We start from the raw sequence: 5,707 nt of genomic DNA, 5'->3' as shown, positions 1-5,707 counted from the left end.
CCTTTTGCCAGCTGGCATGTTACTACCGACTTACATGCTGCCTGTTATGGCGCGCACGGTGGCGAGCCGGGTAGTGTCATTATTCTTGGTACCGGTTTTAGTGCCATCGAGCTGACTGAGCAGGGTGAAACCCTGCTGGGTGGCTACGGCTTTCCGATCAACGCTGTTTGCAGCGGCTCAGGTTTGGGCTTGCAAGCGGTGCAGGCCGTATTGCTGGCACTGGATGGTCTGGCTCCCGCAACCCGGTTAAGCCGCTTACTGCAGCAACACTTTAACGGTGGTGCAGCGCTGATGGCCGAGCAGCTGCTGCAGGCTACCCCTCAGCAGTATGCTGAACTGGCACCTTTGGTGTTTCAGGCTGCAGACAGCGGCGATAGTGTTGCGGTGGCAATGCTGCAACAGGCAGTTAGTTTTATAGAGCAGCTTAGCCTGCAGCTACCAGAGGGCCGAAGCTGCCTGTTAGGCGGGGTCGGACAACGGTTACTGACTTATCTGCCGCCGGCTCAGCGTAGCCGGTTTGATCCACCGTTGGCGGCAGCAACGGTGGGCGCCATCTATTATGCCCGCCATCAACTGGCACTGGCAAAGCAGGAGATAGAGCGGCATGGCGCAGATTGAAATCTGTTTGGATAGCGACAGCCGGTACCTGACACAGAATATTCAGGCAGTGTGTGCCGCCGGTATCGATAGCATTGAGCTGTGTAGCCAGATGGCTCAGCAGGGCTTGTCGGTCGGTGCCGACGCGTTACGTCAGGCGCGTGCAGCGTGTAATTTCAGTACGCAGCTGCGGGTGATGCTGCGGCCCAGAGCCGGCAGTTTTATTTATTCGGTGACAGAGCAGCAGCAAATGCATGCCCAGTTACTGCAAGCGGCAAAGCTCGGTGCCGACGGCATTGTGGTCGGTGCGCTGACTGCAGATGCGCAGCCGGATTTACCGTTTTTAACGCTGCTGTTGCAACAATGCCGGCGGCTGGGTTTAAGCTGCACTTTTCACCGCGCTTTTGATGCTTGCGCCAGCCCGGCCCGTGCAGCAGACCAACTGCTGAGATTGGGAGTACAGCGCATACTCAGTAATGGCACGCCGTGGCAGCAACAGCAAAGCATAACGCAAGGCATACATCAGTTAGCGGTGTTGCAACGGTATCTTGCCGGACGTCTGGTGCTGGTGGCTGGGGGCGGGGTAACGCTGGCTAATCTACCGCAGTTACAGGCTGGGCTGAGTGATAATGCCCAGCTGTGCTGGCACTTACATTCAGCGGTACTGACCGCAGGCAAGGTTGATGCAGCCAAGCTTGAGCAACTGCGGCAGTGTGTAACTGAGCAGGCGAACAAACAACAGGGAGAACCTGATGCTTAAACGGCGTTATTTTTTAAAACTCAGTGCGATGTTTGGTGCAGGCGCCACAGCGTCTGCTTTATTACCTGGCTGCACGGCCGTGACGTCAGTGACAACTGCAGTGCGTAAACCTGTGGTGATCAGTACCTGGGACTTTGGTATGCAGGCGAACGAGGTGGCATTTGCTCTATTGCAGCAAGGCGCCCGCGCAGTTGATGCAGTGCAGCAAGGTGTGATGCTGACTGAAGCAGACCCGACTGAGCGCAGTGTGGGTTATGGTGGCCGGCCGGATCGCGACGGAAAAGTCACTCTGGATGCCTGCATTATGGATGAATTTGCCAACATCGGCGCGGTTGCCGCTTTGCAGCAGATTAAACACCCGGTAGCCGTAGCGCGGGCGGTAATGGAACATACCCCGCATGTGATGCTGGTTGGGCAGGGCGCACTTGATTTTGCGCTGGCACAGGGCTTTGCCGCCGAAAATTTACTGACAGCCGAGTCGGAGCAGGAATGGCGGCAGTGGCTCAACGATGCCAACTACCGGCCAATTGTTAATATCGAAAACCATGACACCATAGGTATGCTGGCGCTGGACAGCCAGGGCAATTTAGGCGGAGCCTGCACCACCAGTGGCATGGCGTTTAAAATGCACGGCCGGGTAGGCGACTCGCCCATTATAGGCGCCGGACTCTATGTTGATAACGAAATCGGCGCAGCCACTGCTACCGGCCATGGCGAAGAAGTGATCCGGGTAACGGGATCTTTTCTGGTGGTAGAGCTGATGCGCCAGGGCTACAGCCCGCAGCAGGCGTGCGAGCAGGCCGTGCAGCGGATCTACCACAAGCTAAAACTGCGTAACGGCAATATTGCTGAAACCCAGATTGGCTTTATTGCGCTGAATAAAAAGGGTGAATATGGCAGCTACTGCCTGCAGCCGGGGTTTAACTACGCTGTGCAGCAACCAGGCGGCAGTAAACTGTACCCAGCGGCGGCTTTGCTCAGTGGCTAATAAGCTGCTCAAGTCTGTTCCGGCAAAGCCTGCCGGCTTAAAGCGATCAACTGTTGTAGCGCAGCAGCTAATTCCGCCTGGCTGTGATTAGCAATGCCAATCACCAGACCATAACGCGGCGCAGCACTGAATATATAGCGGCCCAATGGCTGGGCTTTTATACCATGCCGTATAAGCTCTGCCAGCAGCCGGCCTTCATCAATTGGCTGTGGAAACTCCAGTACAATATGCAAACCTGCTTCAGTTGCGTGTAAGCGGCACTGTGGTAATGCCTGCTGTAATGTGCTGATAGCTAACAGTTTATTCTGCTGATAATGGCGGCGCATTTTGCGCAGATGGCGGCCAAAGTGGCCTTCGCTGATAAAATCAGCCAGTACCGCCTGCGGTAGCAATGCCACATCACCATGTAATGCCTGCACTATCGCCGCAGCCTGCGCGATAACAGCACGCGGCGCCACCAAATACCCGAGCCGGAGTGCCGGAAACAATGTTTTACTGAATGAACCGGCAAACAGCACGCCTTCGCCACCTGCCAGGCCTTGCAGGCTGGCGACAGGGCGGTGCCGGTATTGAAACTCGCTGTCGTAGTCATCTTCTACCAGCCAGATAGCGTGTTGCTTTGCCCAGTCCAGCACAGCCAGTCGACCGCTTAACGGCATAATACCGCCCAGCGGATATTGGTGCCCCGGTGTCAGGAATAATGCCTTAGCCTGGCATGGCGATGGCAGCGCGTTGATGTTCAGCCCTTCAGTTGAAGCCGCATCCAGATGTGTTATGTGTAACTGACACAGTTGCAGCGCCTGTTTCAGCCTGGGATAACCCGGTGTTTCCATCAGTACGTTATCACCGGCACGGGCCACCAGTTTAGCCGCGACAAACAGCGCCTGCTGCGCCCCGGCAGTGATCAGAATGTTGTGTTCATCACAGACAACCTGGCGCGACTGACGTAAATACGGCACCAAAGCTTGTCGCAGTGGCAAATAACCCAGAGGGTCAGCAAAGCCGTGCAGAGCGGCGCGGTTGCCATGCCGCTGCTGCAGGCGCTGCCAGATAGCGTAGGGGAATAATTGCAGTGCCGGTACGCCAAGTTGCAGTAAGCCGTTTACCGGCCCCTGTTTTAGTGGCAGGTTGTAATGGTTTAACGACAGACTGTGATCCGCATAAAGCTGCGTGTCTACAGGCTGAAAATATTGTTCGGGTAACTCGCACACCTGGTAACCGCGCCCCGTCAGGCCTTCGATATAGCCCTCCGCGACCAGCTGCTGCAACACCTGATTTACCGTGTTACGACTTAACTGCAAATCTGCAGCCAGCTGCCGGCTTGATGGCAGCAGCGCGCTGCCCGGCCATTGGCCGGATAACATTTGTTGTTTTAATGTGCGGTATAACTGCTGCTGCAGGTTGCCTTCGCCATTCAGCAGCAGGCTGTCTGTCAGTAAGCGCAACTGGATCTCCTGTTTTGTAAAAACTGGTGCTTTTTAAAGTACCAGTTTACTCAGTAAGCTGTAAAAAACGCAATCAGGAGGCTAAGACGTGACATTACAGATACAGCAGGAAACACACTTTAATCTGGATGAGATACTGGCGCTTTATCAGGCATCGGGCATCAATCGCCCGATAGACGATCGCGAGCGGATGGCCATTATGTTGGCCAGCAGTAATTTATCACTCACCGCCAGGCTGGAAGGAAAACTGGTTGGTGTGGCACGTTGCTTAACTGATCGGGCTTATGTGGTGTATATCTGTGATTTGCTGGTCGATAAAACCTATCAGCAGCAGGGCATAGGTAAGGCATTACTGGCGGCGGTACAGCAGGCTACCGGGCCTCAGGTGCAGCAACTATTACGCAGTGCGCCTTCTGCCATGCAGTATTATCCCAAAGTAGGCTTCAGTGCTGTTGATAATGCTTTTCATATCCAGCGTCAGTACTAAAGGAGCTGACAGTGTATCCACCGCCATATTACCAAACAGACGACAGCACACAATTGCAGGCATTTTTGCAGCAGCATTACTTTGGCCTGCTGTTGAGCCACAGTGGCGGTATTGCATATACGCCGCTGCCGTTTTTATTTGAATGGCAGGGCGAAGCAGCTAAAGCTTACTGCCATCTGGCCCGCAATAACCAGCAACTTAAACATCTGGACGAAGCTGAGGTCAGCATAATTATTCAGGGGCCGCATGCCTTTGTGCCAGCCAGTTGCTACCAGCAGCAACCCGCAGTCTCTACCTGGAATTACGCACTGGCAGAACTTACAGGCACCGCACGGCTGCTTGATCTTCAGCAGACACTGGCGTTGGTACGAAAACAGGAAGCACACAGCGCACCTGGTATGCTGCAGGCGGCTGATTATCAACAAAAACTGGTGCAGGCGATAGTCGGGGTTGAGATTGATATAAGCCGAATGCAAGGGCGCTTTAAGCTGTCGCAGAATAAATCACCGGCAGAGAAACAGGCAGTGATGAGTTATTTACAGCAAGCGGAGCAGCCAGCTACCGTATGGCAGATGATGCAAAGTTGGTCGTGGTAACCATTTTATATCAATAAGCGCTGGGAACAGTCTGTGGTGGCAGCTTACAAAGAGCGGAGACGTAAAGCGGCTCTACAGTGCTGTCGATAATATATTGTTCCGGCTTTTTTGATAAATCACACTGCAGATTGGTGAACACCTGGCTCAGCGGATGCTGCAACAGGCGATAATGGCTTTGCCACGACAACAAGTTAATATGTTCGTCGCCCTGACGAAGAAAAATACCATGTTTTGCCAGCGTTGGCTTACTGCGCTCTGCAATCCAACCGGGCCGGAATGAGCTGACATGATGTGCCGGAAAGTTGAAGCGCCCATCATCATCTGTAACGGTGGTACTGTCAGCGTAGCTGCCATACTCCAGCTGGCGCACTAAAGTTGCACCGACGACAGGCTTACCGTGGTCAGTAAGGACGCCGGACACGACAGGACTGAGCTGGATTTCAACCGCACGAAATCCGGTAAGTATTGGCGCGTAAGAAATTATCGCACCTAGTAACCCGAGAGCAAACGGTGCTACTGTCACTAACAAAGCCCATTTCAGGCTGACATATGCCCAGAGTAAACTGGCTGTTACACCAAAAACCGCTATGCCACCTGTGATGATAAGCAACCAGTGCATCATCATCATGCCATATAAGATACCGCCAATATCTTTACCGCAAAAATAGCATTGGCTTATACCGCCACCTTTTTGCTCGCAGCCAAGTAAACTGGCTATTACAGAGCCAAGCAGAGCAATTAACAGAGGCGACAAGCCAATTACGATACTAATAACAGCGAGACGGGTAGGGGTCATAACAAAGGTTCTACAGCTGAATTTTAAGCTTGAAAAAC

7 protein-coding genes are annotated in these 5,707 nt (G+C 53.6%); 5 read left to right on the top strand and 2 right to left on the bottom strand.

Annotated elements, in window-relative coordinates:
- From VIN66_RS05765 to VIN66_RS05755, 3 genes are all read left to right on the top strand, one after another.
- The coding region (locus VIN66_RS05765) for a BadF/BadG/BcrA/BcrD ATPase family protein (RefSeq protein WP_331923079.1) at nucleotides 1-618 on the top strand (618 nt) is incomplete at its 5' end.
- A complete protein-coding gene (locus tag VIN66_RS05760; RefSeq protein ID WP_331923078.1) occupies nucleotides 605-1,357 on the top strand; it encodes a copper homeostasis protein CutC in 753 nt (250 codons plus the stop codon). The genes VIN66_RS05765 and VIN66_RS05760, both read left to right, overlap by 14 nt.
- The gene (locus tag VIN66_RS05755; RefSeq protein WP_331923077.1) at nucleotides 1,350-2,345 is read left to right on the top strand and encodes a N(4)-(beta-N-acetylglucosaminyl)-L-asparaginase; all 996 of its coding nucleotides are present in this window, start codon (nucleotides 1,350-1,352) and stop codon (nucleotides 2,343-2,345) included. Before VIN66_RS05760 ends, VIN66_RS05755 begins: the two co-directional genes overlap by 8 nt.
- A gap of 8 nt (nucleotides 2,346-2,353) precedes the next feature.
- On the opposite strand, the gene VIN66_RS05750 is transcribed toward VIN66_RS05755, so the two are convergent.
- On the bottom strand, nucleotides 2,354-3,790 hold the full coding sequence (locus tag VIN66_RS05750; protein WP_331923076.1) for a PLP-dependent aminotransferase family protein: 1,437 nt from the start codon (nucleotides 3,788-3,790) through the stop codon (nucleotides 2,354-2,356).
- Between the two features lie 88 nt (nucleotides 3,791-3,878).
- Here VIN66_RS05750 and VIN66_RS05745 point away from each other — a divergent pair, with 88 nt between their 5' ends.
- Entirely contained in the window at nucleotides 3,879-4,277 is a 399-nt protein-coding gene (locus tag VIN66_RS05745) for a GNAT family N-acetyltransferase (RefSeq protein ID WP_331923075.1), read from the top strand.
- A gap of 11 nt (nucleotides 4,278-4,288) precedes the next feature.
- Nucleotides 4,289-4,873 (top strand): FMN-binding negative transcriptional regulator, encoded by a 585-nt coding sequence (locus VIN66_RS05740; protein WP_331923074.1) that lies wholly within the window; start codon nucleotides 4,289-4,291, stop codon nucleotides 4,871-4,873.
- Nucleotides 4,874-4,883: 10 nt separating this feature from the next.
- Here VIN66_RS05740 and VIN66_RS05735 read toward each other — a convergent pair whose 3' ends face one another.
- Nucleotides 4,884-5,669 (bottom strand): carboxypeptidase-like regulatory domain-containing protein, encoded by a 786-nt coding sequence (locus VIN66_RS05735; RefSeq protein ID WP_331923073.1) that lies wholly within the window; start codon nucleotides 5,667-5,669, stop codon nucleotides 4,884-4,886.
- Between the last annotated feature and the right edge of the window lie 38 nt (nucleotides 5,670-5,707).

The organism is Rheinheimera sp. (assembly GCF_036568245.1).
Lineage (GTDB): Bacteria > Pseudomonadota > Gammaproteobacteria > Enterobacterales > Alteromonadaceae > Alishewanella.
This window is presented reverse-complemented; position numbering and strand designations above follow the sequence as displayed.